The sequence below is a fragment of the Brachybacterium sacelli genome (genome assembly GCF_017876545.1).
Classification (GTDB): Bacteria; Actinomycetota; Actinomycetes; order Actinomycetales; family Dermabacteraceae; genus Brachybacterium; species Brachybacterium sacelli.
Map to the genome: position 1 here is coordinate 111,347 of NZ_JAGIOD010000002.1, position 24,376 is coordinate 135,722.

Annotated in this window: 26 protein-coding genes; 12 read left to right on the plus strand and 14 right to left on the minus strand. The window is 71.5% G+C overall.

From position 1 onward, the window contains the following. Positions 1 to 2: 2 nt before the first annotated feature. The 7 genes from JOF43_RS14610 to JOF43_RS14640 all read right to left on the minus strand — a co-directional run bounded on the left by JOF43_RS14610 (position 3) and on the right by JOF43_RS14640 (position 5,847). Entirely contained in the window at positions 3 to 335 is a 333-nt protein-coding gene (locus tag JOF43_RS14610) for an Rv3654c family TadE-like protein (RefSeq protein ID WP_209903483.1), read from the minus strand. Further along, positions 332 to 727 carry a TadE family type IV pilus minor pilin gene (locus JOF43_RS14615; RefSeq protein ID WP_209903485.1) on the minus strand — a complete coding sequence of 132 codons (396 nt, stop codon included), beginning with the start codon at positions 725 to 727 and terminating at the stop codon, positions 332 to 334. The genes JOF43_RS14610 and JOF43_RS14615 overlap by 4 nt, the downstream gene beginning before the upstream one ends. Then, on the minus strand, positions 727 to 927 hold the full coding sequence (locus tag JOF43_RS14620) for a DUF4244 domain-containing protein (protein ID WP_209903487.1): 201 nt from the start codon (positions 925 to 927) through the stop codon (positions 727 to 729). Before JOF43_RS14620 ends, JOF43_RS14615 begins: the two co-directional genes overlap by 1 nt. Before the next feature lie 291 nt (positions 928 to 1,218). Further along, the gene (locus JOF43_RS14625) at positions 1,219 to 2,313 is read right to left on the minus strand and encodes a type II secretion system F family protein (RefSeq protein ID WP_209903489.1); all 1,095 of its coding nucleotides are present in this window, start codon (positions 2,311 to 2,313) and stop codon (positions 1,219 to 1,221) included. Further along, positions 2,310 to 3,536, minus strand: a complete 1,227-nt coding sequence (locus JOF43_RS14630; RefSeq protein WP_209903490.1) for a TadA family conjugal transfer-associated ATPase — start codon at positions 3,534 to 3,536, stop codon at positions 2,310 to 2,312. Before JOF43_RS14630 ends, JOF43_RS14625 begins: the two co-directional genes overlap by 4 nt. Continuing rightward, positions 3,533 to 4,702, minus strand: coding sequence for a CpaE-like family protein (locus JOF43_RS14635; protein ID WP_245354562.1), 1,170 nt, complete (start codon positions 4,700 to 4,702; stop codon positions 3,533 to 3,535). Before JOF43_RS14635 ends, JOF43_RS14630 begins: the two co-directional genes overlap by 4 nt. Positions 4,703 to 5,046: 344 nt before the next feature. Next, a complete protein-coding gene (locus JOF43_RS14640; protein WP_209903492.1) occupies positions 5,047 to 5,847 on the minus strand; it encodes an exodeoxyribonuclease III in 801 nt (266 codons plus the stop codon). Positions 5,848 to 5,912: 65 nt separating this feature from the next. Between JOF43_RS14640 and JOF43_RS14645 the strand changes: the two genes are divergently transcribed. The 5 genes from JOF43_RS14645 (at position 5,913) to fbaA (ending at position 10,413) form a co-directional block, all read left to right on the plus strand. After that, positions 5,913 to 6,761 carry an SDR family NAD(P)-dependent oxidoreductase gene (locus JOF43_RS14645; protein ID WP_209903494.1) on the plus strand — a complete coding sequence of 283 codons (849 nt, stop codon included), beginning with the start codon at positions 5,913 to 5,915 and terminating at the stop codon, positions 6,759 to 6,761. Between the two features lie 84 nt (positions 6,762 to 6,845). Beyond that, on the plus strand, positions 6,846 to 7,439 hold the full coding sequence (locus tag JOF43_RS14650; protein WP_209903496.1) for an orotate phosphoribosyltransferase: 594 nt from the start codon (positions 6,846 to 6,848) through the stop codon (positions 7,437 to 7,439). 261 nt (positions 7,440 to 7,700) lie between these two features. Beyond that, positions 7,701 to 8,519 carry a DedA family protein gene (locus JOF43_RS14655; RefSeq protein WP_209903498.1) on the plus strand — a complete coding sequence of 273 codons (819 nt, stop codon included), beginning with the start codon at positions 7,701 to 7,703 and terminating at the stop codon, positions 8,517 to 8,519. Then, the gene (locus JOF43_RS14660) at positions 8,516 to 9,250 is read left to right on the plus strand and encodes a TrmH family RNA methyltransferase (RefSeq protein WP_377783689.1); all 735 of its coding nucleotides are present in this window, start codon (positions 8,516 to 8,518) and stop codon (positions 9,248 to 9,250) included. Before JOF43_RS14655 ends, JOF43_RS14660 begins: the two co-directional genes overlap by 4 nt. 137 nt (positions 9,251 to 9,387) lie before the next feature. After that, positions 9,388 to 10,413 carry a class II fructose-bisphosphate aldolase gene (gene fbaA / locus JOF43_RS14665; protein ID WP_209903500.1) on the plus strand — a complete coding sequence of 342 codons (1,026 nt, stop codon included), beginning with the start codon at positions 9,388 to 9,390 and terminating at the stop codon, positions 10,411 to 10,413. 119 nt (positions 10,414 to 10,532) lie between these two features. Here fbaA and JOF43_RS14670 read toward each other — a convergent pair whose 3' ends face one another. The 7 genes from JOF43_RS14670 to JOF43_RS14700 all read right to left on the minus strand — a co-directional run bounded on the left by JOF43_RS14670 (position 10,533) and on the right by JOF43_RS14700 (position 16,874). Continuing rightward, positions 10,533 to 11,543: an IS481 family transposase gene (locus JOF43_RS14670; RefSeq protein ID WP_209903502.1), complete on the minus strand. Its 1,011-nt coding sequence runs from the start codon at positions 11,541 to 11,543 to the stop codon at positions 10,533 to 10,535. Between the two features lie 199 nt (positions 11,544 to 11,742). Then, entirely contained in the window at positions 11,743 to 12,063 is a 321-nt protein-coding gene (locus JOF43_RS14675) for a DUF2516 family protein (RefSeq protein WP_209903504.1), read from the minus strand. A 259-nt stretch (positions 12,064 to 12,322) separates the two neighbouring features. Then, complete coding sequence (locus JOF43_RS14680) at positions 12,323 to 13,627, minus strand: FUSC family protein (RefSeq protein ID WP_209903506.1); 1,305 nt, start codon at positions 13,625 to 13,627, stop codon at positions 12,323 to 12,325. Further along, positions 13,624 to 14,058, minus strand: coding sequence for a hypothetical protein (locus JOF43_RS14685; RefSeq protein WP_209903508.1), 435 nt, complete (start codon positions 14,056 to 14,058; stop codon positions 13,624 to 13,626). Before JOF43_RS14685 ends, JOF43_RS14680 begins: the two co-directional genes overlap by 4 nt. 148 nt (positions 14,059 to 14,206) lie before the next feature. After that, on the minus strand, positions 14,207 to 15,340 hold the full coding sequence (gene ygfZ / locus JOF43_RS14690) for a CAF17-like 4Fe-4S cluster assembly/insertion protein YgfZ (RefSeq protein WP_209903510.1): 1,134 nt from the start codon (positions 15,338 to 15,340) through the stop codon (positions 14,207 to 14,209). Beyond that, positions 15,333 to 15,974, minus strand: coding sequence for a heme-binding beta-barrel domain-containing protein (locus JOF43_RS14695; protein ID WP_209903512.1), 642 nt, complete (start codon positions 15,972 to 15,974; stop codon positions 15,333 to 15,335). Before JOF43_RS14695 ends, ygfZ begins: the two co-directional genes overlap by 8 nt. Positions 15,975 to 16,124: 150 nt before the next feature. After that, positions 16,125 to 16,874 (minus strand): hypothetical protein, encoded by a 750-nt coding sequence (locus tag JOF43_RS14700; RefSeq protein WP_209903514.1) that lies wholly within the window; start codon positions 16,872 to 16,874, stop codon positions 16,125 to 16,127. Between the two features lie 137 nt (positions 16,875 to 17,011). Between JOF43_RS14700 and mshD the strand changes: the two genes are divergently transcribed. From mshD to pstB, 7 genes are all read left to right on the plus strand, one after another. After that, positions 17,012 to 17,947 (plus strand): mycothiol synthase, encoded by a 936-nt coding sequence (gene mshD, locus JOF43_RS14705; RefSeq protein WP_209903516.1) that lies wholly within the window; start codon positions 17,012 to 17,014, stop codon positions 17,945 to 17,947. A gap of 3 nt (positions 17,948 to 17,950) precedes the next feature. After that, positions 17,951 to 18,895, plus strand: a complete 945-nt coding sequence (locus JOF43_RS14710; RefSeq protein ID WP_209903518.1) for an NUDIX hydrolase — start codon at positions 17,951 to 17,953, stop codon at positions 18,893 to 18,895. A 61-nt stretch (positions 18,896 to 18,956) separates the two neighbouring features. Continuing rightward, positions 18,957 to 19,673, plus strand: a complete 717-nt coding sequence (locus JOF43_RS14715) for a DUF4190 domain-containing protein (RefSeq protein WP_209903520.1) — start codon at positions 18,957 to 18,959, stop codon at positions 19,671 to 19,673. A gap of 284 nt (positions 19,674 to 19,957) precedes the next feature. Continuing rightward, entirely contained in the window at positions 19,958 to 21,091 is a 1,134-nt protein-coding gene (pstS, locus tag JOF43_RS14720) for a phosphate ABC transporter substrate-binding protein PstS (protein WP_209903522.1), read from the plus strand. 99 nt (positions 21,092 to 21,190) lie between these two features. Then, positions 21,191 to 22,204, plus strand: a complete 1,014-nt coding sequence (gene pstC / locus JOF43_RS14725; protein WP_342592194.1) for a phosphate ABC transporter permease subunit PstC — start codon at positions 21,191 to 21,193, stop codon at positions 22,202 to 22,204. Positions 22,205 to 22,211: 7 nt separating this feature from the next. Continuing rightward, a complete protein-coding gene (gene pstA / locus JOF43_RS14730; protein ID WP_377783696.1) occupies positions 22,212 to 23,378 on the plus strand; it encodes a phosphate ABC transporter permease PstA in 1,167 nt (388 codons plus the stop codon). 29 nt (positions 23,379 to 23,407) lie between these two features. Beyond that, a complete protein-coding gene (pstB, locus tag JOF43_RS14735) occupies positions 23,408 to 24,193 on the plus strand; it encodes a phosphate ABC transporter ATP-binding protein PstB (RefSeq protein WP_209903524.1) in 786 nt (261 codons plus the stop codon). Positions 24,194 to 24,376: the final 183 nt, after the last annotated feature.

Sequence of the window (24,376 nt, forward strand, 5' to 3'; positions counted from 1 at the left end):
GCTCATGGGAGTTCCTCGGGCCCGGGGCCGGCCCGGGCCCTGGCACCCGCCGGCGGCAGCGGCGAGGCATCGACCTCGACCCGCACCAGCACGTCCCAGTCGCGACGCTCGCAGCTGGTCAACCGGGCACCGTTGCGGGAAGCGACTTCGGCCGCCACCGTGCAGGGCTGCGTGCTCGCCGCGGCGAGGGCGTCGGCCCCGGCGAGGGCGGCGAGGTCCGCGGCAGTGGCCGCCTGCGAGGTCGCCAGCACCCCTGTGCCCAGCAGCGACAGGCCCGCCACGGCCGCGGTCGCGGCCCCGGTCCAGGCCAGTACTCCAGCGGCCCCGGTGCTCACGGTCCACCGCCGGCGATCAGATGCGGTTCCCGTCGCGCCTCGGCGTCGGCCGACAGCTCCCAGTGCGCCCCCGCCAGCGGACCGGTGGGGGCTTCCAGGGATCGGGTGACGTCCACCCGCACCCAGACCCCGGTGCCCGAGACCTGCACGTGAGTGCCCTCGCCGCCTATCCGCTGGGCGATGGCGATCGCGGCAGAGGCGTCCTCGCCCCGAGCCAGCTCGCGGGCGGCGCCGCGGGCCGCGCTCTCGAGCCGGACCTGGGTGCCCAGACCGACGCCGGCGAGCAGGATCACGAGCACCATCACGACCACCACGGGCAGGACGATCGCCGTCTCCGCCGTGGCGGACCCCCGGTCGTCCCACCAGGGGGACGACCGGGCGGACCGCGTCATCACGAGCCCATCGACAGGGCCGAGGTGATGATGCCGAGCAGGAGCTCTCGCACCTCGCCGGACGCCAGCAGGGCGACCAGGACGGCGGCGAAACCACAGGCGGCGAGCACCGTGATGGCGTACTCGGCGGTGGATGCCCCGGTCTCGTCCCGCATCACGCGGTCGAGGCCGCGGTGCAGCCGGTTCTTCGTGACGGACATGGAGTCCTCCTTCGTGTCGTGAGCGGCGCAGGCCGCCCGGTGCAGGAGCGGCGATCTGCCGCCCCGGTGGGGACGGCGCTCGCCGTCCTGATGTGGCGGCCGGAGCCGCCGCGCGCCGACCAAGGGGGGCGGTCGGCACTCCCGGAGACCCGGGCCCGCCGGCAGGCGGGGCGCGGGCCGTTCCGCCCGAGGCGGACCGGGAGTTCCGGCTCGACCTCGGGGCAGTGGACCGCAGGGGCATCGCCGGCATATTGCGGCCGGTCGCGGGGGCGAGCCCGGACAGCACGGTGGTCATGTCATCGCCGCCCCGCCCGAGGTGAGTGCGAAGGTGCCGCCGAGCAGGGAGATCACGGTCGGGATGATCCCGAGCACCACGAAGGCGGGCAGCAGCGTGATCCCGGTGGGGAGCACCAGGCGCACGGCGAGCTGGGCCGCCCGCGCCTCGGCGTCACGAGCCCGCCCCCGTCGCCCGTCCCGAGCCGCGGAGCGCAGCACCCGGGCCAGATCCGCCCCGGCCGATTCCGCGAGGACCGCGGACTGCCCGAGCGGGGCGAACTGGGGTGGAAGGTCCCCAGCGGCGAGCGCTGCGGGCAATCCGGCCTCGAGCGCGGTGGCCAGCCGCCCCAGCACCAGGGCATCCGGTCCCGCGGGCAGGGCCTGTGCGACTGCGGAGACGGAGCGGGCCAGGGGCAGACCGGACTCGAGAGCCCCGGCGATCAGCTCCAGCACCACCGAGGGGTCGACGTGGCTGCCCGCGGGCGGGTCCGCCTGGTGGATCAGGCGCCGCATCCACCACCAACCTGCCGCGGTCAGCACGAGACCGAGGACTCCCAGCAGGTTCCCGCCCGGCGAGGTGAGCAGCAGACGCAGCGGGTCCCCGCCCAGCAGCATCCCCAGCCCGAGCCCGGCCAGCGGCAGCACCAACAGGATCCGGGCGGTCGAGCGGGGACCCGCGAAGGCGGTGCGCCGGGCCAGGGAGGCGTCGTGGAGATCGCGCAGGGCATCGGCGAGTCCCTGCAGCATTCCGGCCGTGGGCGCTCCGGTGCGTTCGCACACGGTGAGTGCGGCGCCGAGAGAGCTGATCGTCTCTGAGCCGCGCAGGGGTCCCGGGGCCGCGCGCCGCGGATCCGCCCCGGCGGCCGCGGCCCGCGCCAGCTCGCTGAGCTCGCCCCCGGGCAGCGAGCGGGCGACCGCGTCCCAGGCCCGGCGGATCGAGGCCCCTGAACTGATCACGGTGGCCAGCTGCTCCACCATCCGAGCCACCTCGAGGGTGGTCGCGGCCGAGCGCTTGGTGCGCGGGCCCGCACGGTGGGCGACCTCAGGGAGCGCTGGCGGCGCCACCACCCACGCCAGGCACAGCGCGGCCAGGAGCGCCATGAGGATCATGCCGCTCGCCTCCCCGCCGCGGGCGCCGCCGTCGTCGCCGGGAGGGGCGCGGAACGGGAGCCGCGCTCCAGCCGCTCGGCGAGGGCGGCGGCGGCCGGACCGTCGCGCAGACCGTCCTCATCGACCCGCAGCGCCGTGGTCGCGCGCAGCATCCCGTCACGATCACGGTGGAGCAGCGCGATCTCCTCGAGCGCCCGCACGCCGTCGCGTCGACCGAGGTGCACCACGACCTCCAGCGCGCTGGCGACCTGTGCCGCGAGCGCGCCGCGATCGAGACCGCCGAGGGCGCCGAGAGCCTCCAGCCGGGCCGGCACATCGGCCGCGGTGTTGGCGTGGACGGTGCCGCAGCCGCCCTCGTGGCCGGTGTTCAGCGCCTGCAGCAGCTCACGGATCTCCGCGCCGCGGCACTCGCCGAGCACGATCCGGTCCGGTCGCATCCGCAGGCTCTGCCGCACCAGGGTGGTGAGGTCCACGGCGCCGGCGCCCTCGCTGTTGGCGTGACGGGACTGCAGGTGCACCACGTGCGGGTGGTCCACGGCGAGCTCGAGGACGTCCTCGACCACCACGATCCGCTCGGTGGGCGGGGCCTCACGCAGCAGCGCCGCGAGCAGGGTCGACTTGCCGGTCCCGGTGCCGCCGGTGACCAGGAACGGCACCCGGGCGCCGACCAGGGCCAGCAGCACCGTGCGGGCCTGCTGCCCGAGGGCGCCCAGCTCGCCGAGGGCCTCCAGGTCGAGGCTCTCGGCGGCGGGCAGGCGCAGGGAGAGGACCGCCCCGCCGGGGGACAGCGGTGGCAGCACGGCGTGGACGCGGATCCCCGAGGGCAGATGCGCATCTGCCCAGGGGACCGCGTCGTCGAGCCGCCTCCCGCCCGCGGTCGCCAGGCGCACCGCGAGGTCGCGTGCCTGTGGCGGGCTCAGATGCACGGCGGTGGGTCGCAGCCCGTCGGAGTCGTCGACCCAGACCGACCCGTCGTCGTTCACCAGCAGGTCGGTCACCCCGGGGCCGACGAGGGACTGCAGAGGGCCGAGGCCGTCGAGGTGATCACGGATCACGGCGGTGACCTCGAGGGTCGAGGCGGCGCCGAGCACCCGCCCCTGGCGACGCAGCACCCGGGCGATCCGCGGCACGTCGACGGGGCCGGGCGAGCGGATCAGGTCCTCGCGCACGAGATCAAGGAGCGTCGAGAGGTCCTCGTCCCCGGCGGCCCTCGACGCCGTCATGAGGAGTGCTCCGTGCACAGGCGGGCCATCAGGTGGCGGGCGGCGCGGTCGGCCCCGCGTCGGCGCACATCGAGCAGGGGGACCGCCCCGCGGGGACTGTCGCGGAAGGAACCGGCCAGCGGGAGGGCAAGGTCCTGGCAGATGTCTGCCGGGCTCAGCGGTCCCCGTCGGCGCGCCACGACCTGGACGGGGGCTTCGAGGTGATGCCAGCTGCGCAGGCGGCGGGCGGCGGCCCGCACCGCATGATCGGTGGTGGGGACGACCACGAGGAGCTGGTCGGCGTGCTCCGCCGCGGCGGGCACGAGGTCGGCGGCCAGGTCCACGACCACGGTCCCACCCAGTCGCGAGAGCGCCGAGATCACCTTCGAGAGCGAGGACACGTCGGGACCCACATGGTCTCGCGCCACCAGCAGGGAGACCTCATCGACCCGGGGCAGTCCCGCTCGCAGGGCCTCGCCGTCGTCGGGCCCGAGGCCGGCCGCGTCCGCCCACCCGATACCGGGGGACCCCGCGTCCTCGACCAGCAGGTCCAGACCACCGCCCAGAGGGTCGGCGTCGACCAGGGCCACCGGGCCGTGGGAGCGTGCCGCGGCCGCCAGACGGGCGGCGAAGCTCGACGTACCGGCGCCTCCGCAGCCGCCGGTCACGGCGACCACGGTCGAGACGGCGCGGGGCCGGGCGAGCTCGGCGAGCCGGGAAAGGAGCTCCTCGGAGCCGCCGGGCAGGGAGATCACGGCCTGGGCGCCGGCGCTCAGGGCCCTCTTCCAGGCGGTGACGGGGACCTCGGATCCTTCGGTCACCACCAGCAGCGGGGCATGCGACCCGGGCAGCGGGTGCTCATCGGCGGCGAGAGCGACATCATCGATGACGAGGACGGCGGCCCCGCTCTCCGACGAGGCGTCCGCGAGATCCATCCCCACCGCCGTGGCATGGTCGCGCACCTGCTCCCGCACCGTTTCGTCGGACCCCAGCCAGCGGACCTCCGGTCGCTCCTGAAGAGCCGGTTCGGTCGACCCGAGCGACCGCGAGGCAGGTCGCGGGAATCGCGTGCGCCGACGGCGGGGGACGGTGCCGGAACGGTCCGTCGCCTCGGTGGGGACAGCCGCGTCGACGAGGTCTGCCCGGGGCGCGGATCGACGGGTCGGTGGCGTCGTGGTGCTGGTCATGCGGCCATCGTGGCCGCGTCAGGAGCATCTGCGCACTGCGCCGTCCGCGGCGGTGGACAACCACCCGCTGGGGAGGAAGGACGCTGCGACCCCCGATGCTTGCACGCGCCCCGTCCCCGGCGTAGTGTGATGTGGACAACGACGAATACCGGCACCGGAACCCACGTGCGACTGGTCCCCGCAACGGACCGGCTGTGAGGCGTCGAAAGCGCCACCGCAGCCACACACTGTGCACGCCTGATACCGATGCAGATGGCTCGTCCGGAGCGGCGCCGCGACTGATCGCGACGCCGCTCCATCGCGTGTGGCGCCCTCGGGCACCTCGCGCAGGACGAGGTGGCCGGTCAGAACTCCAGGTCGACGACCACCGGGGCGTGATCCGAGGCGCCCTTGCCCTTGCGCTCCTCGCGGTCGATGAACGACTCGCGCACCGCCGCCTGGACGGCGGGGGAGCCGAGCAGGAAGTCGATCCGCATGCCCTCCTTCTTGGGGAAGCGCAGCGCCTGGTAGTCCCAGTAGGTGTAGATGCCGGGGCCCGGGTGATCCGGTCGCACCAGGTCGGCGTACCCGGCACCCACCACGGCCTGGAAGGCGGCGCGCTCGGGCTCGGTCACGTGGGTCTTGCCGTCGAAGAAGGCCATGTCCCAGACGTCGTCGTCCTCCGGGGCGACGTTGAAATCGCCCACCAGCACGGTGCGGGCCTGCGGATCCGCCGCCAGATCGCGCTGCCCCTCCGCGCGCAGCGCCTCCAGCCAGCGGAGCTTGTAGGCGTAGTGGGGATGGTCGAGCTCGCGCCCGTTGGGCACGTACAGCGACCAGATCCGCAGGCCGTCCCCGACCACGCCGCTGAGCGCGCGAGCTTCGATCACGCCGGATTCGTCCTCGGGCCAGGTGGGCACCGCCGGCAGCTCGGTGCGCACGTCACGGAGGCCGACGCGGGAGATCAGCGCCACGCCGTTCCACTGGTTCAGGCCATGGGCGCTGACCTCGTACCCTGCTTCCTGCAGGAGGGTCAGGTCGAGCTGCTCGGGCTTCGCCTTGATCTCCTGCAGGGCCAGCACGTCCACGTCGTGCCGCTCCAGGAAGGCGAGCACGCGCTCCATCCGTGCCCGCAGCGAATTGATGTTCCAGGTCGCGATGCGCATGACGCCGATCCTACGGGGGAGCGCAGATGCCCGTGCTTCCCCGCGAACAGTCGTAAACTCGGGCCATGGCGCGCGCACTTGTCACCGGATCGACCTCCGGACTCGGTCTGGAGTTCGCCTGGCAGCTGGCCGGCACCGGGCACGATCTCGTGCTGGTCGCACGTGACGAGGACCGCCTGCGCGCCGTCGCCGAGCAGATCCGCGACGTCCACACCGTCGACGTCGAGATCCTCTCGGCGGACCTGTCCGACCGGGAGCGGCTGGAGCGGGTCGCGCTGCGCCTCACCGATCCCGTCGACCGGGTGGACCTGCTGATCAACAACGCGGGATACGGGCTGCGCGGCGGTTTCCTCGAGATCGGCGCCGAGGATCACGAGAAGCAGATGGACACGCTCATGAAAGCGGTGCTGGTGCTGTCCCACGCCGCGGCCCGCACCATGGTCCAGCGCCGACGCGGCGCGATCCTCAATGTGAGCTCCCTGGCGGGGTACACCGCGGCGGGCCCCTATGCGGCCTCCAAGAGCTGGGTCACCGTGTTCACCGAGTCCCTCGCGATGGAGCTCAAGGACACCGGTGTGACCGCGACCGCCCTGCTGCCCGGCTTCGTCCAGACCGAGTTCCACGAGCGCGCCTCGATGACGATGGACGGACTTCCGCGCATCACCTGGCTGAAGGCGCCGTTCGTCGTCGAGCAGGCGCTCAAGGACACCGCCAAGGGCACGGTGCTGTCGATCCCCTCGGTCACCTACCGCACCGCGGGGGAGTTCTCCCGGATCGCGCCACGGCCGCTGGTGCGGGCGATGACCTCGCCGACCTGGTACCAGCGCCTCCAGCGTCGGGCCGTCCAGCGCTCCCGGCGCAAGGCCTCCCGGCGCAAGCTCCACGCCCCCTGGCAGCGCGACCAGGAACAGTAGAGCAGTCGCAGCGCGCCGCGGCCCGCTCCGGGAGCGCGCCGTGCCGACGGGCGCATGGACATCGCAGTCCACTACTGTGGAACCATGCCCGAGACCAGCACTGAGCCCGCCCCCTCCGACTCGATCGATGTCGCGCGTGAGCGCCTGCGCGAGCTGATCCGCGATCTCGCCGTGGTGCGCGGGCAGGTCACGCTGTCCTCGGGCGCTGAGGCCGACCACTACGTCGATCTGCGCCGCATCACGCTCCACCACGAGGCGGCACCGCTGGTCGGGCGTGTGATGGTCGACCTGCTGCGCCGCGAGGGCCTGCTGCCCGGTGTCGAGGCCACCGGCGGGCTCACCCTGGGCGCCGATCCCGTCGCCGCCTCCATCCTCCACGCCTCCTCGGCGACCGGCACGCCCCTGGACGCCTTCGTCGTGCGCAAGGCGAACAAGGCCCACGGCCTGCAGCGCCGCATCGAAGGGCCTGACGTGACCGGCCGGCGCGTGGTCGCCGTCGAGGACACCTCCACCACCGGCGGCAGCGTGCTGACCGCCTGCGAGGCGCTCACCGAGGCCGGGGCGCGGATCGAGGCCGTCGCCGTGATCGTGCACCGCTCCGACGCCTCCCGGGAGGCCGTCGAGGCAGCCGGCCACCGCTACCTCGCTGCCTACGACATCTCCGAGCTCGAGATCTGAGCGGCCGCCCCTCGGCCGCCGGGCAGTGGGGCGCGGGGAGCCGTGAGGAGCTGGGACAGTCCGGGTGAAGGTCCTGCGCAGTCGGTCACCGGAGCGGGCGGAACGACCGTGCGACCGCCTAGCATGGGCGGTGTGGCAGCGGCACCGAGAAGCACGCGCCGAGTGAGGATCCGGCCGACGGGATGACCTCGACGGACCGCTCCCACCGCGCCGTCCCGCCCGACGGCCCACGCCGGCCGACCGAGCTTCGAGGAGACCCGCATGAACATCGTCGACTGGGCCGTGAGCACCATGGACAGCCTCGGCGCCCTCGGTGTCGCCCTGCTGATCTTCCTGGAGAACCTGTTCCCCCCGATCCCCTCCGAGGTGATCCTGCCGCTGGCCGGAGTGGCCGCGGCCGGGCCGAACAACACCTACTGGGCGATGCTGCTGGCCTCGATCTCGGGATCGACCGTCGGTGCCTGGCTCCTCTACGGGCTCGGTCGCCTGCTCGGGCCCGAGCGTCTGCGCACGATCTTCCTGAAACTCCCGCTGCTGAACGTCCACGACTACGACAAGACCGTGGACTTCATGGACAAGCACGGCCACAAGGCCATCTTCTTCGGCCGCATGGTGCCGGGGGTGCGCTCCTTGATCTCCATCCCGGCCGGCCTGTACGCGATGCCGCTGTGGACCTTCACGCTGCTCACGGTCGCCGGCAGCACCATCTGGAACACCGTCTTCCTGACCATCGGCTACTACATGGGCAGCAACTGGACGGTGATCGAGCCCTACACCGACATCTTCTCCAACGTCGTCTACGCGATCATCGCCCTGATCGGACTGGTGTTCCTCGTCCAGCTGATCCGTCGGGAGGTGTCCCGTCGCCGGCTCGGCCTGCCCGATCCCGACGCGGAGGTCCTGGCACAGGAGGAGAACGCTCAGCCCAGCGGGGAGGGTGCGGAAGGCACGGCGACGGGGCCCGAGGGGCGCTCTGCGAGGGAGGGGAGCGGCCCGACGGGGCCTGGCCAAGGGGAGGCCCGGCCGGCGAGGACGACCCAGGACGGGGCCTCGGCGCGGTCCGACGGGCAGACCCGGTGAACCCGGGACCCGCCGCCGACGGGGACGCGAACAGCACCGCGGAAGGGCCCGCGCACGACGCCGCCGACGGCGGGGCGACGGATCCGCCCCGCGACGACGCCGAGCCCGCGGAGCGCGCCGTCGGGGTCGGTCCCCACCCCGAGCCGTGGCCGACCGACCCGCGCCTGGACCCCGAGCTGCTCTCCGGCGGCGACCGCCGCAACGTCGAGGACCGCTTCCGCTACTGGCGACGCGAGGCGATCGTGGCCGAGCTCGACACTCGCCGCCACGACCTCCACGTCGCCATCGAGAACCTCGAGCACGACGCGAACATCGGCTCCGTGGTGCGCACCGCGAACGCCTTCGCCGTGGGCGCCTTCCACATCGTCGGACGGCGTCGCTGGAACCGCCGCGGCGCGATGGTCACCGATCGCTACCAGCACGAGATCCATCACCCCGACGCCGCGGACCTCATCGCCTGGGCCCGGCGGGAAGGGCGCCCGCTCGTCGCGATCGACCTGGTTCCCGGGGCGATGCCGCTCGAGCGCGCCCCGCTGCCGCGCCGCGCCGTTCTGGTCGTGGGACAGGAGGGCCCCGGCGTGAGCCCGGAGATCCTCGCCGCCGCCGACCTCGTCGTCGGCATCACGCAGTTCGGCTCCACCCGCTCGATCAACGTCGCTGCGGCGGCCGCGATTGCGATGCACAGCTGGATCCTGCAGCATGCAGAGCTTCCCGAGGGGCCGCTGCGCTGACGGCGGTGTCCACCAAGGACCCTCGGCCCCGGCCCTCGGCCCGCGCTGTGGAACAATGAGTGCGATCGAACGACCCTGAGCGGTGCCTCGGCACCGCCGGTCGTCTCAGACCTCTCTTCAGCGAAGGAGAATGCCTCATGGCAGTCGCAACCCCGGATCAGTACGCAGAGATGATCGACCGCGCCAAGGCGGGCAAGTTCGCCTACCCGGCCGTCAACGTCTCCAGCTCCCAGACGGCCACCGCCGCGCTGCAGGGCTTCGCCGAGGCGAACTCCGACGGCATCATCCAGGTGTCCTTCGGCGGCGCCGAGTACCTCTCCGGCTCCACGATCAAGGACCGCGTCGCCGGGTCGATCGCGCTCGCCGAGTACGTCCACGCGGTGGCGAAGAACTACCCGATCAACGTCGCCCTGCACACCGACCACTGCGCCAAGGAGGTCCTGCCCACCTGGGTCGAGCCCCTCATCGAGTGGGACCTCGAGAACCGCGTGAACAAGGGCTTTGACCCGCTGTTCCAGTCGCACATGTGGGACGGCTCCGCCGTGCCGGTCGACGAGAACCTCGAGATCGCCGAGCGCCTGCTGGCCAAGACCACTGCGGCCAAGAAGCTGCTCGAGATCGAGATCGGCGTGGTCGGCGGCGAAGAGGACGGCGTCCAGGCGGACGTCTCCAACGACAAGCTCTTCTCCACCCCCGAGGACGGCCTGAAGACCGCCGCGAAGCTCGGGCTGGGCGAGAACGGCCGCTACCTCACGGCGCTCACCTTCGGCAACGTCCACGGCGTCTACAAGCCGGGCAACGTGAAGCTGCGCCCGAAGGTCCTCGACGACATCCAGCGGGCCGTCGGTGCGGAGTACGGCACCGAGCGTCCGTTCGACCTGGTCATGCACGGCGGCTCCGGCTCCACCGAGCAGGAGATCGCGGAGGCCCTGGACTACGGCGTCATCAAGATGAACATCGACACCGACACCCAGTACGCCTTCACGCGTCCGGCTGCGGCGCACATGTTCGAGAACTATGACGGAGTGCTCAAGGTTGACGGCGAGGTCGGCAACAAGAAGGCCTACGATCCCCGCGCCTGGGGCAAGAAGGCCGAGGCCGGACTGGCCGCGCGCCTGGTCGAGGCCTGCGAGAACCTCCGCTCGGCCGGGACCCACGCCTGAACGAGCTGGTACGGAGCCGCCCCCGGGCGGACCCCGCACAATGACGGAACCCCGGAGCTGCAGCTCCGGGGTTCCGTCATCTCCGCGGTGGGAGAGACGATGAATCGGGGGCAGGGGGCCTAGGTGTAGTTGGTCATGACGTTGTCGACGCCGGTGTGAAGTCGTGAGGCCGGGGGCTGGTCGCCGCAGGCGGTGTGGGGTCGGTGGAAATTGTAGTGATGGACCCAGATCGCGATCGCTTCGCGCCGCTCGGTCTCGGAGCCGTAGGGGCGGGCGTAGAGGCACTCCTCGGCCAGGATCCGCTGGTAGCGCTCGATCTTGCCGTTGTGGCGAGGTGTGTAGATCCTCGTACGCTGGTGCCGGGAGATGAAAGCGCAGGTCGATCGCCGAAACGCTGAGGCGGTGTAGTTGCTGCCGTTGTCGGTGACCAGCCGCGTGATCCAGGTGATGCCGTGCGCGGCGAAGAACACGCGGGCGCGATGGAAGAACCCGATGGTCGTGATCGCTTTCTCGTCCTCGAGCGACTCGGTGTAGGACAGGCGGGAGAAGCCGTCCTCCATGGAGTGGAGGTAGGTGTAGCCGACCTTTTGCTTGTGGGCGCGCTTGCCGGCGAGGGCCAGTTCGCTGCCACGACCATGGGCCCGCCAGCCGCCGCCGTCGGGAATCTGACCGACCTTCTTGACGTCCATGTGGACTATGTGGCCGGGGTAGCGGGCGGTGATCTTCCCTGGTGAACGCAGGTTCTCACCGTCTGGGGTGATATCGCGGATCCGGTTCAAGCCGAGGCGGTCCAGCCACCTCGTCACCGTCCTCACGCAGCACGCGAACCCGTGGCCGTCGGCGAGCTCGCGGGCGATCCGGCGCGCGGACCACTTCCTCTTCCGCCGCCAGGACTCGATCAGCTCGAGCACCCAGATCGGGAGGCGGGTGGGGCGGTTCGCCGGCGCGCTGGAGTGGTCTTGCAGGCCTGGGTCGCCGTGCTCGCGGTAGCGGCCGACCCATTTCGAGAGCGTGGTGCGAGCGATGTGAAACTCGGCCGCGACGTGGGCGATCGGGCGACCGGAGTCGATGACCTGCGCGACAGCTCGCTGCCTTCCAACGACGGTCAGCGGCGCATTACGGTGGTGCATGGAACGGGCCTCTTCCTGCGAGACGGTTGCTTAGACACCACCCATCGTGCAGTCCAGGGGCCCGTTCCTTCATCCCATACGCCGTGACCACAACGTCATGACCCGCAACACCTAGGGGTACGCGCGAGGCGCCGCGACGTGAGGCGCCAGGAAGGGCGAGAGGTGTCGGAACACGCTGGGCCGCGTCAGGGCCCGTGCGTCACCAGCGGTTGCCGGCGGCGCGTCCCATGACCCGCTTCAGCGCCGGCAGCACGTCGGCCAGGAAGATGCCCGCGATGACGATGCCGATCAGCATGAACAGCATCGACGCCCCGCCCTGGCCGATCGGCGCGGGCAGCGACAGGAAGCCCACCAGCATCGCCACGCCGGTGAGCACGGACCAGAAGACCTTCGTGCGCTTGCCGGCCGCGACGTAGGCGTCGGCGCGGAACCGCAGAGCGTTCACGAAGGCCCAGACCTCGGCCGCCAGGAGGGCCAGGGCGAGCACGAGGAAGATCCACATCTGGATGAGGGTGACCATCGCTCCAGGATACGGGACAGGCCTGAAGAGTCCTGAACAGGCGTGAAGAGGCCCCAACAGGCCCGAAGAGGCCTGAACGCACCTGACGAGCCCCCGGACGGGCCCTTCTCCGCCGAGCGCGCACCGTGGGCGAGCTCCGCTCGGGTGGCGGGAGCGGGTCATGTACCGCTGCGACCGATGTCGGTGTGGTGACCGGTCCGTAACAGCGCAGAACTCTCCGCAGCAGCGCAGAGACCGGGTCGGCTCGGTGTGGTGCGGCTCAGCGGCGTCGGTCGGGATCGGAGCGGTCGGTGATCAGCAGCTCGAGGGCTTCCGTGGTCGCCGGCGGCTCCAGGGCGCGCATCTCCATCGTCATCGGGCGCGGGCCGATGGCGTCGCCGTCGGCCGCGATCACCAGGCTGGGCAGGAACTGCTTGGCCTCCGAAGCGGTCAGCCCGGTGGCCTGCAGCAGATCGATCGCCAGCGAGCGCAACTGGATCGTGAGGGTCACACCCTCGAAATGCCCGGCCCTGCCCGGCCGGACGCCCTCGTCGTTGCGCAGCAGCATGTCCGGCGTCAGATAGGAGCAGTACAGCTGCAGCTTGCGGCGCACGGCCGTGAAGTCGACCTCGTCGTGCGCGACCGCGGTGCGCAGCTCCGTGACGGCGTCCCGCGCCGCCAGCAGCGCGTCGGCCAGGGTCGAATGGGCGTCCCCGTGGACGGCGTCGAGGAACTCCGTCTCCCGCCGGGCGATCACGCGCAGGTTCCGCATCGCCCGGTCCGACCCGATGAGCAGGTGCTCCAGCCGCCCCACGTCGTCGGCGTGACGCAGGCCGGAGGGGGAGAAGGTCGCCATCTCGTTGGCGACGTCGTTGGCCAGCGTCCACTCGTCGGTGTACTTCTGCGAGGTGTCGCGCAGGGACACCAGCGCGGCCTGCGAGACGTCCCGGTCACCGTTGCGCGCGGCCAGCGCGAGAGAGACCAGGGAGTCCTCGAGCTCCTGGTAGAAGGAGATCGCGGCACGGCTCTGCAGGCGCCGAGGATCCCCGGAGAGCAGCAGATGGATGATGATCGCGACCACCACCCCGGTCACGGCGTCCAGCACCCGCCCGCCGGGTGTCATCCCCGGGGTGATGGGCATGATCATCACCAGCAGCGACTGGATGGTGGCCTGGAACCCGAACAGGTTGGACTTGTCGATGAACCGCGCCAGCATGCCGGCGCAGAACACCACCACCAGGATCTGCCAGGTGCCCGAGCCGATGACCTGCCGGGCGACCTCGCCGAGCAGCACTCCGAACATCACGCCGGAGGCCATCTCGACGATCTTGCGCATCTTCTTCTCGATGCCGAACCCGATGATGACGAAGGCGACGATCGAGGAGAAGAACGGATGCTCGTGGTTCCACAGCACGGCGGAGACCGTGTAGGCGAGACCCGCGGCGACGGCTGCCCGGCTGACGGTCAGCACGTCACGGCGACCCCGGGACAGTCCGGTGGTGAACCAGGTGGACACCGACGTGCGCGCTCGCTCGAGCACGGGGATCGAAGAGGTGCGGGTGGGGACCCCGGAGCTGTGGCTCATGGGCGCACCGGATCCTCGAGCCGCATCCGCAGCAGCTCCTCGAGACGGAAGGTGTCGCCGTCGCGCGCGCCGCGGCCCACCACCAGCGGGGCCGTCGTCGGTTCGGGCGTCGCGCCGCGCAGCCGGGAGAGCAGGCCGCCGTCGACCCGCATCACGTAGTAGCTGCCCTCGGTGTCCACGGCGAGGGAGCGGTCCTGCTTGAGGTACCAGCCCTGCAGCGCCGTGCGGATCGTGCCGGATCCCGTGTACGGCCGAGCCCGCAGCGGGATCGGGGGGATGCCGGCGTCACGGAAGCGCGCGATGGCCTCGCGGATGGTGGAGGTCGCCCGGAGGTGCTCCTCCTCGCGGGCCGCCTGCAGCGCCTGCTCCTTGACCTCGAACACCTGCTGCCGGTGTCGGCTCCAGTCCTCCTGGTCGCCCTGTGCACTCATGCGCACCATTGTTCCAGGTCCGGTCCGTGCGCACAGGGGCGGACGGTAGGAGTGCGGTGCGGATGCTGTGGTGACGGCGTGGAAAATCCGCCGCGGACGTGACGACCGTGTGGCGACGACGGCGTCTCGGTGCTGGCTCGCCGTGGGGTCAGAGCTTGGCGGTGGCCGGACGATCGCCGTGCTCGCGGGACAGCACGATCGGCTCCTGCGAGGCGTCGATCCACACGGCGTCGGACCCACCGTCGCCGGTGCCGACGAGGACCTGCACGCTCAGCGCGGCATCGAGCGGGACCGCACGGCGCACGACGGCGAGCGCGATCGGACCGAGATCGGCGTGCAGCGCGGCGGAGGTGACGGTGCCGACGACCTTGCCGTCCGAGTCGCCCAGACGCACCTCGCCGCCGGGGGCCACGGGGACGTCCTGCGAGCCGTCCAGGTGCAGCATGACCAGCCGCCGCGGCGGCTGCCCGAGGTTCAGGACTTTCGCGACGGTCTCCTGCCCCCGGTAGCAGCCCTTCTCGGTGTGCACCGAGGTGCGCAGCAGGTCCAGCTCGTGGGGGATGGAGCGCTCGTCGACCTCCCGGACCGCGCGGGCCCGGTGATCGGCGATCCTCAGTGCCTCCCAGGAGCTCATCCCGGCCAGGTGCTCACCGCGCCAGGGGAGCCGGGCGAGGGCGTCGGCGTCGGCGACGGTGAGCACGGCGCCGACGGGATCGTCCGGATCGGGACCGTAGGCGATCCCGCCCGGGGCCACCTGGGGCCATGGCTCGGACCAGGTCGCGACCGGCTCCGGCAGCCCCAGGTCGCCGAGCACCTCGGCAGCGGGCGCGAGGGCGCCCAGCACCCGCAGGTCGTCCCGGTCGGTCAGCTCGACCCGTGCCGCGAAGCGCATCATCTCGAGGTACGTGCGCAGGCCCTCCCGGCAGCCGGCGTCCAGGACCAGCAGCAGCGCGTCCTCGTCCGTCACGACCGCGGAGGCGAGGTGCTCGACCCTGCCGCGCGGGGAGAGCACGGCCAGGCTCGCGGAGGAGCCGACGGGCGTGCCCTCGAGGACCTGCGTGGTGACCGTCGTCATCCAACTGCGGGCATCGGCCCCGCGCACCTCGAGCACCTCGAACTGGCCGAGGTCGACGACGGCGCGGCCGTCCAGCAGTCGACGCTGCTCGCGCAGCGGGGCGCCGTAGTGGGCGGGCACGGCCGCATCCGGGCCGTCGCCGAGGACGGCTCCGGTGCTGAGCAGCGGGCGGATGCCGCGGGTGGGCAGGGAGTCCTGATCAGGCACGGGTGAGCTCCACGGAGAGGTAGGGGGCCATGGTCGATGCGTCGGACTCCTGCGCACTCTGGGGGAGGCGCTGCTCCCACAGCCACATCAACCGCCCGCTGACGTAGCCGAACATGCGGGTCGCGGAGACCTGGGCCGGTGCGCCGGGGGTGCCGAGCGCGAGCTGCACCCGAGGTCCGCGGACCTCGCCCGACCAGCTCTCGTCGGCTCCGTCGCGGCGCTCGAAATGCGCCTCGAGGGCGTAGGACAGGAATCCGGCGGGGTCGCCGGGGCTCGCCGCGCGGGCGGCGGCCATGTCCTGGCCCGGCAGGGGATCGCCGACGGTCCAGATGCCGTCCTCGCGCATCAGCAGGGATCGCTCACCGGTTCCCGACAGAGCCGGCTCGGTGTCGTCGTCGCGGGTGAAGGCGCTGGTCGGAGGCAGCGGGGCGGGGTCGTCGATCTCGTGGATCGTCGAGCGCCAGCCGAGAGTGCCGTCCTCGCGAGCGGTGCAGACCAGCTGCTGCTCGATCCGTCGGTCGGGGGCATCGGCGTCCCCGGGCCGGTGGACGGCGCCCTCGCCGTGCCAGGTGTCGATCAGCCAGGCCAGCGGGTACAGCGACTCGGGCATCGAGGTGTCGAGCGTGATGGGCATGAGAAGCGCAGCGGCCGATCAGTGATCGAACAGGCGGGTGATCACCAGGACGGCGAAGGCCAAGGTGCCGAGGCCCACCAGGACCACCAGGGCGATGAAGAACAGAGAGAGCGCGGACATGGGGCCGAGTCTATCGTCCCCGGCGAGGTCTCAGGGGAGCAGGAGCACGGCGAGGTGGGCCACCACTCCGGCCGTGCCGACCGGCACCGCGCCCACCGCGAGCGAGGGCAGCGGTTCCCGGGCGATCAGCGAGGAGCCCACCAGCAGCTGGGCGGCGCCCGCCCCGACCGCGACCAGCGCGCCGAGCCCCGCGGCGATCAGGAGGCCGGTGCCCGCCAGGCTGGTGGCCAGCAGTGCGGTCACCCCGGTGCCGACGATGACGGAACTCACGAACCGAGGCGTCGGGGGCAACGGAGTGGCGTTGAGCAGGAGCGACGCCGCCAGGCCGGCGGCGAGTGCCGCGACCAGGCCGCTGCGACCGGTCGAGAGCGCCTCGACCTGCGCGAGCACCCAGGTCGCCGAGATCCCGGAGACGAACACGCCGGCGACCGTGCCGGTGAGCGAGGCGGTCAGTTCCCGCCGGTCCGAGCGCAGCATCTGCTGGGCGAAGGCGGCGAACACCCCCACCGCACAGAGCATCACGATCCCGGACACCGACGAGAACCGATCCGTCGAGGTCACGGCGAGCACGGCACCGCACACCCCGACGCCGGCGACCACGAACCGGGTGCCGACCGGGGACGGGAGCTCGAGCAGATCCGGCCAGGCGACACCGACCAGCAGGGTGAGCGCCGCGACGGCGACGGCCATGAGGACCGGCGAGACCGGGCCGGTGAGGGAGACCAGGGCGAGCAGGAGCGCCAGGGCAGCGCCGAGCGGAGCGCGCTCGGGAGCGGTCATGGGGCCTCCCTCGCACTCGGTTCCGGTCTCTTCGCGGTCGCCGACGGGTGTGGTCGGACGGGCGCTACAGTGGCAGTCTACGAGCGCCCCCTGGTGGCGGCATACTCAGCATCTCCCAGAGCCCCCGGAAGGACCCCATGATCACGACGGCTGCTCTGTCGCAGTCCCACCGCGAGGCGATCGGTGAACTGCTCGAGGCAGCCACCGTCCACGACGGGGTCTCCCCGCTGGACGAGGCGGCCTCCCTCGCACTCACCGGCGACGGGGCCCAGCACCTGCTGGTCGGCCCGGACGACGCCGAGAGCACCCCGGGCCGAGGGCTCCAGGTGCTGAGCGGCTATGCGAGCGTGCTGGCCGACGGCACCGTCCAGGGGATGGTCGACCCCGCACAGCGGCGACGCGGGCACGGCACCGCCCTGCTGCGGGCCGCCCTCGAGCTGCGTCCTGACGCGGGGGTGTGGGCCCACGGCGCGCTCGAGGCCTCCCTCGCGTTCCTCACCGGCGCCGGTCTGCACGAGACCCGTCGGCTGCTCACCCTCCGTCGCGACCTGACGGCGGCGAGCCCGGTGCCCGAGGTGCCTGCCCCCACCCTGGAGGACCTGCGCCTGGACACCTTCGAGGTGGACCGCGACGCGGACGCATGGCTCGAGGTCAACGCCGCCGCCTTCGCCGACCATCCCGAGCAGGGTGCCCTCACCCGCGACGACCTGGACCAGCGCCTGGCCGAACCGTGGTTCGATCCCGAGGACCTGCTGGTCGCCCGCCGGGGCGAGGAGCTCGTCGGCTTCGTGTGGGTCAAGCAGGAGCCGGGGGTCGGACTCGCGACCGGGCCGGCCGACGCCGAGATCTACGTGGTGGCGACGTCCCCCACGGTGCAGGGGCACGGTGTGGCCGGGTACCTGCTGGCAACGTCCCTGACCCGGCTGCAGCGTGCCGGGGTGCCCGGCGTCGAGCTGTACGTCGAGGCCGACAACGCCCCCGCCCTGCGTCTGTACGAGGCGTGGGGGTTCACCGTGTCGGGTCGCGACGTGCAGATGCGCACCGAGCAGATGCGCACTGCAGAGACGGGCTGATCGATGCAGGTCGCTCCCGGGAAGCCGCCCCCCGTCCTCGCCGCCGGTGCCCTCACCTGGCGCGAGGGGAAGGAGGGGACCGAGGTGCTGCTGGTGCACCGCCCCCGCTATGACGACTGGTCGATCCCCAAGGGCAAGCTCGACAAGGGCGAGACGTTCCCGGCGGCCGCCGTGCGCGAGGTCGCCGAGGAGACGGGATACCGGGTGCGTCTGCACCGCCCGCTGCCGGCATCCGTGTACCTGCTGCCCGACGGCCGCACCAAGATCGTCCAGTACTGGTGCGGGACGGTGCGGGCGAAGACGGCGCCGGGCCCCGTGGACGCCGCCGAGATCGACGACGTGAGATGGGTGCACCTGGACGAGGCGGAGCAGCTGGTGACCCGTCAGGGCGATCAGGTGTGCCTGGCGGCCCTGCGCCGGTACCAGGACGTCGACGAACTGGCGACGGTGCCGATCATCGTGCAGCGCCACGGCGCGGCGCTGTCCCGCTCGAAGTGGCGCAAGGGCGAGAAGAGCCGCCCTCTGAACTCCAAGGGGCGCAAGCAGGCGCAGGCCCTGCCGCCGCTGCTGGACGCCTTCGACCCGCGCAGCATCGTCAGCAGCCCGTGGAAGCGGTGCGTGGACACGGTCGATCCGCTGGCCCGTATCGAGGGGCTGACCATCCGCACCAAGGACCCGCTCAGCGAGGCCGGGCACGAGGACCATCCCTCCCGGACCCGGGCCGTGATCGAGCGGGTGCTGCACGAGGCGCAGGGCACCGTGGTGTGCACGCACCGTCCGGTGCTGCCCTCCGTGGTCCGGGCCGTGCGCGAGGTCGCCCGGCCCAGCGCCGCGCTCGAGCTGCCGCGGAGCGACCCTTTCCTCGCCGCCGGCGAGGCACTGATGCTGCACACGACGAGACAGGGGGCGGTGGTCGCCATCGAGCGCCATCTGCCCAATATCGGCTGAGCGCCGGACGACACGGCGCTCGAGGACACGGAACCATCGGACAGGGGAGCAGGGGAGACGGATGAGCATGTGGGACCCGAACGGGCACGACGAGAACGCGCGCCACGACGGGCGGGACGCCGAGCCGGGCTCCGCGGACCCGTACGCCGACAACGGCGCATGGGAGCAGGGCCCCGGCGCGACGAGCGCTGACGGCACAGATCCCTACGGGACAGGTCCCGGGGTGGCCGACCTCTACGGGGCGGGCCCGGGGGCCGGTGGCATCTACGGGTCGCAGCCGGGGGTCTCCGATCCCTACGGGACGGCCTCCGGCAGCAGCGACCCCTACGGGGGCGGCACCTGGTCCGCGAGCGGCAGCCCCGCTGCCTCCTTCGCCTCGCCCGACCCCGCCGGCGCGGGCCAGGGCCCGGTCGGCGCCCCGTACGGCCCGGTGGGCCCGTCGTACGGCCCGATGGGCCCGCCGTACGGCCCCGCGGGCCCCGCGCAGTACCACGGCGTCTACGCGATGCCCGCCCCGACCTCCGCGATGGCACTGACCGGGTTCATCGTGGGCCTCGCCTCCCTGATCCTGTGCAGCGGCCTCCCGGCCCCCGTCGGACTCGTCTTCTCGATCCTCGGCATGCGCGAGACCTCACCGTCGGCCGAGACCGTGAAGTCGGGGCGCGGCTTCGCGATCGCCGGGCTCGTGATCAGCATCCTCGGCACGCTCCTGCTCGCCTTCGTCGTGGCCTATTTCGTGATCGTCTTCGGGGCGCTCTTCTTCGTCGACATGCAGTGAGCGCGGCCCGCTCCGGCGACGAGCCCGGGGCGAGCGGATGAGGGTGGACCAGGGGCGCCGCGGAGGCGGTGCGAGTCACACCCGTCTCGGCGCACCGCTCACGATGTGACCTGATCGTTTCCATCCTGCGACCAGGGGGTTCATGGCGCCCAGCGTGCTGTTCACCTGCTGTTCACGCGCGGGCGGGCGGGCCGTCACCTGTGCTCCTTAGCGTCAGCGCCGACAGACTTCGCCCCATTTCGCCTCACGTGTTCCCGGGCTCTCGGGCCCCGAAAGGATCTTCAGTGAACGTTCGCCAGAACAAGCTCGTCTCGCTCGCCGCGCTCGGCCTGGTCGGCGGCCTGGCGCTGTCCGCCTGTGGCGGTGGCACGAACGCCGCTTCCGAGGGGTCCGACGCCGGTGGCGCGGCGTCCGCCGACTACTCCGGGCTGACCGGCAACCTCGCCGGCGCCGGCGCTTCCTCCACGCAGAACGCGCAGACCGCCTGGACCGAGACCTTCATGGGCCTGGCGCAGTCCCAGGGCAGCGATCTCTCGGTCACCTACGATCCCACGGGCTCCGGCACCGGTCGCGAGCAGTTCCTGTCCGGCCAGGTCTCCTTCGCCGGTTCCGATGCCGCGATGGACGAGGAGGAGCTCGCCGCCTCCGCCGAGGTGTGCAACGGGGAGCAGGCCATCGACGTGCCGCTGTACATCTCCCCGATCGCCGTGGTGTTCCAGATCGAGGGCGTCGACAGCCTCAATCTCACCCCCGAGGTGATCGCCGGCATCTTCGCGGGCGATATCACCAACTGGAACGACCCGAAGATCGCCGAGCACAACCCGGACGCCGACCTCCCCGATCTCGAGATCGTCCCGGTCCACCGCTCCGACGACTCGGGCACCACCGAGAACTTCACGGACTACCTCTCCCAGACCGCGCCCGACTCCTGGACCCACGGCCCCGTGGAGACCTGGCCCGTCGCCGGCGGACAGTCCGGGAACGGCACCTCCGGCATGATCTCCACCGTCGAGGGCGGCAACGGCACCATCGGCTACGCCGACGCCTCGCAGTCCGGGAACCTCGGCGTCGCCGCCGTGCAGGTCGGCGACGAGTTCGTCGAGTACAGCGCGGATGCGGCCGCCAAGGCCGTCGACGTCTCCCCGCGCGAGGAGGGCCGCGAGGAGAACGACATCGTCTTCGAGCTGGACCGCACCACCGAGGAGGAGGGCGTCTACCCGATCGTCCTGGTCTCCTACCTGGTGATGTGCGGCTCCTACTCCGACACCGCCACGGGCGACGCCGTCAAGGCCTACGCTTCCTACATCACGTCACCGGAGGGTCAGCAGGTCGCGGCCGACAACGCCGGCTCCGCCCCGCTGACGGAGGAGCTCTCCTCCGAGGTCCAGGCTGCGATCGACGGCATCAGCGTCGGTTGATCGCTCCTCGTGCACACTGACGTGCCGCCGGGTCAGTCGTGGCCCGGCGGCACCGTCGTGTCATCACCCAAGTCCCCGTGAGCTCTGAGGAAGGACCCTGTGAGCACCACTGACGCCGCGCCGGAGACCCCGGACGCGCCCCCAGCCTCGATGAGGAGCAGCCGCCGCCGGATCGGCGACTCCGTCTTCTCGTACCTGAGCATCGGATCGGGCCTGCTCATCTTCGTCACCCTCGCCCTGGTGGCCGTCTTCCTCACCAGCGAGTCGATGCCCGCGGTGATGGAGAGCCGGGAGGCCATCGGCGACGGTGCAGCGTTCTCCCTCGTGGAGACCACGCTCCCGCTGGTGTTCGGCACCGTCCTGGCCGCCGCGCTCGCGCTGGTCATCGCGATCCCGGTCTCCGTCGGCATCGCGCTGTTCATCTCGCACTACGCGCCGCGTCGGATGGCGTCCGGCCTGGGTTACATGATCGACCTGCTGGCCGCGGTGCCCTCGGTGGTCTACGGCCTGTGGGGCGGGATCTGGCTGGTCCCCAAGCTCGAGCCGCTCTACCTCTTCCTGAACACCACGCTCGGGACGTGGCCCACCTGGCCCGGATTCATGCCCTTCGTCGGCGGCGATCCGATCGTCGCCCTGTTCGCCGGGGATCCCCACGCGCCGATGCGCAACCTCGCCTCCGCCTCGATCGTGCTGGCCGTGATGGTCCTGCCCATCATCACCGCGGTCGCCCGCGAGGTCTTCCTGCAGACCCCGCGGCTGCAGGAGGAGGCGGCTCTCGCCCTCGGCGCCACCCGCTGGGAGACGGTCCGCACCGTCGTGCTGCCCTTCGGCCGCAGCGGCGTCGTCGCCGCGTCGATGCTCGGCCTCGGACGTGCGCTCGGCGAGACCATGGCCGTGCTGATGATCCTCGCCCCCGGGGCGACGTTCTCCTTCCACATCCTCGAGGTCGGCATGCACCAGACGATCGCCGCGAACATCGCCGCGAAGGAGGCGGAGTCCGCGGGCACCGAGATGTCGCTGTTGATCTTCACCGGCCTGGTGCTGTTCGTCCTGACGTTCCTCATCAACGCCATCGCCCGCTGGATCGTCGCCCGCAGCGGCGTCAAGAGCTGAGGTCACTGTGAGCACCACGACCCCCACCTCCGAGCACACCCCCACGATGCGGTCGCCCAACGAGCGCCGTCTGCCCTGGTACCACCTGGTGTTCACGGGGCTCGGCGGGCTGCTCATCGCGATCGCGGCGCTCGCGATCGTCGATGCCCTGTCGATCCCCGGCGCGATCCTGCTGGGCTTCGTGCTCCATCTGGCCCTGGGCTACCTCTACTCCCGCATCCGGGAAGGCCGTCGCTGGGCGATGGAGCGCCTGATGACCCTGCTGGTCATCGGCGCTTTTGCCATCGCCATGTTCCCGCTGCTGTCGCTGCTGTGGGAGGTCATCGCCCGCGGTCTGGTCCGCGTGGTCGCGGCGGCCCCGACGCCCTTCGCGTTCTGGACCATGGACATGTCCGGCATCATCGGCGGCGCGGATGCGGGCGGCGTCGTCCACGCGACCATCGGCACGTTGCTGATCACCCTGTGGGCCTCGATCATCTCGATCCCCATCGGCCTGTTCGCCGCGATCTTCCTGGTCGAGTACGCCGATTACGGCTGGCGCAGGGTGCTGGGCAAGGGCGTGACCTTCCTGGTCGACGTCATGACCGGTATCCCCTCGATCGTGGCGGGCCTCTTCGGCCTGGCCCTGTTCATCGCGATCCTGCCCGACGAGGGCGTGCGCATGGGCATCATGGGCGCCGTCGCGCTCTCCCTGCTGATGATCCCCACCGTGGTGCGCTCCTGCGAGGAGATGCTGCGCCTGGTCCCGATGGACCTGCGTGAGGCCTCCTACGCGCTGGGCGTGCCCAAGTGGCTGACCATCGTCAAGGTCGTGCTGCGCACTTCGATCGCGGGCCTGACCACAGGGATCACGCTCGCGATCGCCCGGGTGATCGGCGAGACGGCCCCGCTGCTGCTCACCGTCGGGATGGTGACCTCGGTGAACTGGAACATGTTCGACGGGCGCATGGCGACCCTGCCGACGTTCATCAACCAGCAGTACCGCGCGGGCAGCGCGAACTGCATCAGCGATACGGTCACCAACCCGTTCAACCAGGACGTCTACGCCTGCTCGATCTCGACGAACATCGATCGGGCCTGGGCCGCCGCCTTCACCCTGATCATCATCGTGATGGTGCTCAACATCGTCGCCCGACTGGTCAGCTACTACTTCTCCCCGAAGCTCAGCCGCTGAGCTGACGCCCCCACGCGAAAGGACACCTGATGGCAGCCCCTCAGCCCATCAACGTCGAGGATCTCAACATCTACTACAGCGATTTCCTCGCCGTGGAGGGCGTCGACGTCCAGATCCGTCCCCGGTCGGTGACCGCCCTGATCGGTCCCTCCGGTTGCGGCAAGTCGACGTTCCTGCGGACCCTGAACCGCATGCACGAGGTGATCCCCGGCGCCTACGCCCAGGGCACGGTCGAGATCAACGGAGAGAACATCTACGATCCCCGGGTCGATCCGGTCAACGTGCGCCGTCGCGTCGGCATGGTGTTCCAGAAGGCGAACCCGTTCCCGACCATGTCCATCCGCGACAACGTGCTGGCCGGGGTGAAGCTCAACAGCCGCCGCATGTCGAAGAAGGCCGGCGACGAGCTGGTCGAGCGGTCGCTGCGGGGCGCGAACCTGTGGAACGAGGTCAAGGACCGTCTCGACAAGCCGGGCATGGGGCTGTCCGGCGGGCAGCAGCAGCGTCTGTGCATCGCCCGCACCATCGCGGTCAAGCCCGAGGTGGTCCTCATGGACGAGCCCTGCTCGGCGCTCGACCCGATCTCCACCCTCGCGATCGAGGACCTCATCCACGAGCTGAAGGAGGAGTACACGATCGTGATCGTCACGCACAACATGCAGCAGGCCTCGCGCGTCTCCGACCGCACCGGCTTCTTCAACATCGCGGGCACCGGCAAGCCGGGCCACCTCATCGAGGTCGACGACACCGAGAAGATGTTCACCAACCCCGCGAATAAGCAGACCGAGGACTACATCTCCGGTCGCTTCGGCTGATCGCACGCGCGGTGTCCGCTCGGGTACTGGCGCCATAGCGTGCGCTGTGGCTATATCGCCAGAGCGCACTCTATAGCGCCAGTGCTCGACCGGCGGGCGGGGACGCGGAGTCCACCCACGGTCTGACGTCGGCCCCGGGATATCGATCCCGGGGCCGATGTGAGTGCGGGGGCGGGCGCACGA

Excerpts from the sequence above, each read along its gene's own strand:
- JOF43_RS14615 (WP_209903485.1), bottom strand. The coding sequence starts at position 727 with ATGACGCGGTCCGCCCGGTCGTCCCCCTGGTGGGACGACCGGGGGTCC.
- JOF43_RS14620 (WP_209903487.1), bottom strand. The coding sequence starts at position 927 with ATGTCCGTCACGAAGAACCGGCTGCACCGCGGCCTCGACCGCGTGATG.
- JOF43_RS14625 (WP_209903489.1), bottom strand. The coding sequence starts at position 2,313 with ATGATCCTCATGGCGCTCCTGGCCGCGCTGTGCCTGGCGTGGGTGGTG.
- JOF43_RS14630 (WP_209903490.1), bottom strand. The coding sequence starts at position 3,536 with ATGACGGCGTCGAGGGCCGCCGGGGACGAGGACCTCTCGACGCTCCTT.
- JOF43_RS14635 (WP_245354562.1), bottom strand. The coding sequence starts at position 4,702 with ATGACCAGCACCACGACGCCACCGACCCGTCGATCCGCGCCCCGGGCA.
- JOF43_RS14640 (WP_209903492.1), bottom strand. The coding sequence starts at position 5,847 with ATGCGCATCGCGACCTGGAACATCAATTCGCTGCGGGCACGGATGGAG.
- JOF43_RS14645 (WP_209903494.1), top strand. The coding sequence starts at position 5,913 with ATGGCGCGCGCACTTGTCACCGGATCGACCTCCGGACTCGGTCTGGAG.
- JOF43_RS14650 (WP_209903496.1), top strand. The coding sequence starts at position 6,846 with ATGCCCGAGACCAGCACTGAGCCCGCCCCCTCCGACTCGATCGATGTC.
- JOF43_RS14655 (WP_209903498.1), top strand. The coding sequence starts at position 7,701 with ATGAACATCGTCGACTGGGCCGTGAGCACCATGGACAGCCTCGGCGCC.
- fbaA (WP_209903500.1), top strand. The coding sequence starts at position 9,388 with ATGGCAGTCGCAACCCCGGATCAGTACGCAGAGATGATCGACCGCGCC.
- JOF43_RS14670 (WP_209903502.1), bottom strand. The coding sequence starts at position 11,543 with ATGCACCACCGTAATGCGCCGCTGACCGTCGTTGGAAGGCAGCGAGCT.
- JOF43_RS14675 (WP_209903504.1), bottom strand. The coding sequence starts at position 12,063 with ATGGTCACCCTCATCCAGATGTGGATCTTCCTCGTGCTCGCCCTGGCC.
- JOF43_RS14680 (WP_209903506.1), bottom strand. The coding sequence starts at position 13,627 with ATGAGCCACAGCTCCGGGGTCCCCACCCGCACCTCTTCGATCCCCGTG.
- JOF43_RS14685 (WP_209903508.1), bottom strand. The coding sequence starts at position 14,058 with ATGAGTGCACAGGGCGACCAGGAGGACTGGAGCCGACACCGGCAGCAG.
- JOF43_RS14695 (WP_209903512.1), bottom strand. The coding sequence starts at position 15,974 with ATGCCCATCACGCTCGACACCTCGATGCCCGAGTCGCTGTACCCGCTG.
- JOF43_RS14700 (WP_209903514.1), bottom strand. The coding sequence starts at position 16,874 with ATGACCGCTCCCGAGCGCGCTCCGCTCGGCGCTGCCCTGGCGCTCCTG.
- mshD (WP_209903516.1), top strand. The coding sequence starts at position 17,012 with ATGATCACGACGGCTGCTCTGTCGCAGTCCCACCGCGAGGCGATCGGT.
- JOF43_RS14710 (WP_209903518.1), top strand. The coding sequence starts at position 17,951 with ATGCAGGTCGCTCCCGGGAAGCCGCCCCCCGTCCTCGCCGCCGGTGCC.
- JOF43_RS14715 (WP_209903520.1), top strand. The coding sequence starts at position 18,957 with ATGAGCATGTGGGACCCGAACGGGCACGACGAGAACGCGCGCCACGAC.
- pstB (WP_209903524.1), top strand. The coding sequence starts at position 23,408 with ATGGCAGCCCCTCAGCCCATCAACGTCGAGGATCTCAACATCTACTAC.